Source organism: Planctomycetota bacterium (assembly GCA_016872555.1).
Classification (GTDB): Bacteria; Planctomycetota; Planctomycetia; order Pirellulales; family UBA1268; genus F1-20-MAGs016.
On sequence record VGZO01000142.1, the window covers coordinates 1 to 1,763 of the forward strand.

The window sequence follows — 1,763 nt, forward strand, 5'->3', positions numbered from 1 at the left end:
CCACCACATGGCTCGGGTTGAGATACTCGAGCAGTTTGGCGATATCCGCCCCGGGCACACCGGCGCGATCGAGCACCGTCACGGTATCGGAGACGAGCCCGGTGATGCCGAGGAGCAGGGCGTTCCCCGCGAGCTTGAATGCCGCCGCGATATCGGCGCGCTCACCGAGATACTCGATCCGTGAGGCCTGCCGTGCGAGGGCCGGGTGAACAGCGTCGAACCACGCATGTGGGCCGCAGGCGAGCATGACCCCTTCGGCCTTTCGCGCCCCCGGGGGTCCGATGAAGACGGGGCAGTGCAGATATCGCACACCGGCGGCGGAGAGTCGCGCGGCGCGTGAGGCGGTGAGGTCGGGACGCGTGGTGGTGTGATCGACGATCGGCACATCGGCGCCAAGGCCGGGGCGCAGCGCCTCGATCACCGCATCGACCGAGGCGTCGTCCTGCAGGACGAGATGCACACGGCTCACGCCACGCACGGCCTCGGCCGATTTGTCGTAGACGGTCGCACCGAGCGCGGCGAGGGGCTCGGCCTTGGTGCGGGTACGATTCCAAACTTGGACGGACTCGCCGCGCCCGAGCGCGGCCTCGACGAAGCCGGCGCCGAGGAGTCCAGTGCCAAGGAAGGCGATGGGTGTGGTCATACGATGGAAGCTAGCCAGCCGATCGCACCGCCACTCAGTACGAGCCAGCCGGCGTTCACACGCCAGCGAACGATCGCCACGAGGGCGAGGAGGGTGAGGGGCACGCCGAGCCCTGGCGCGCCGAGCGCGGCACGGCCGAGCGGGAGACTCACCGCGATCATGAGGGCGAGCGAAGCGGCATTCAGCCCGCGCAGGGCGGCCCGCACATCGGGGTGCGCCATATGTCGCTCGAGCACAGGCGCGGTGAGCGCGACGAAGACAAACGCCGGAAGGAAGATCCCCACCGTCGCGACCAGCGCCCCGGCGTACCCCGCCAGCAGATATCCGATGAAGGTCGCCGTCGTGAACACGGGGCCGGGCGTCATCTGGCCCGCGGCGATCGCGTCGAGGAGTTGCGACTCAGTGAGCCAGCCGAGCCGCTCGACGAGATCGGTGCGGAGGAAGGCGAGGAGCACATAGCCGCTCCCGAAGAGGAAGGCGCCGGCCTTCGCGAAGACGGCGAGGATCCCGCCGAGGGTCGGAAGGGCATCGCTGGAACCGCCGATAGCGACCGGCAGCATCGCCCCGGAGAGATGCGCGAGCGGGTCGCCGCCGGCGATCACGCGTCGATCGGTCCACGTCACGAGGGCCGCGACGGCGAGGATGGTCAGCTCGTGCACGCCGAGCCAGGTGGCGACGAGTGCGGCCACTGCGACCGCGGCCGTCATCGCCGAACGGATCGCCGTCACACCCAGCCCCCAGAGGGCGTGGAGCACCACGGCGAGGACCACGGGCTTGATCCCCGCGAGGATCCCGCCGACCGCCGGCAGCGCCCCGGCGCGCAGATAGACCCACGCGAGTCCCAAGGTGATCACCATCGCGGGGAGGATGAAGCTCAGCCCTGTGACGATCAGCCCGCGCCATCCGGCGCGCCGATAGCCGATATGCATCGCGAGCTCGGTGGAATTCGGCCCCGGGATCATCGCCGACGCGCTCACGAGGTCGAGGAAGTGTTCGCGGGTGAGCCACTGCCGGCGTCCGACGACCTCCCGTTCCATCAACGCGATGTGGGCTGCTGGGCCACCGAAGGCGGTGGTCCCGAGGCCGAGGCCGAGTGCGGCGAGCTCTCGGAGCCTGCCGT

The 1,763-nt window shown here is 70.0% G+C and carries 2 protein-coding genes; both read right to left on the bottom strand.

Going from position 1 to position 1,763, the window contains the following annotated elements; genetic code table 11:
• Positions 1-643: NAD(P)-dependent oxidoreductase (locus FJ309_17540; protein ID MBM3956377.1), on the bottom strand; the 643-nt coding region annotated here is incomplete at its 3' end.
• A partial coding sequence (gene chrA / locus FJ309_17545; GenBank protein ID MBM3956378.1) for a chromate efflux transporter occupies positions 640-1,763 on the bottom strand: 1,124 nt, incomplete at its 5' end. The genes chrA and FJ309_17540, both read right to left, overlap by 4 nt.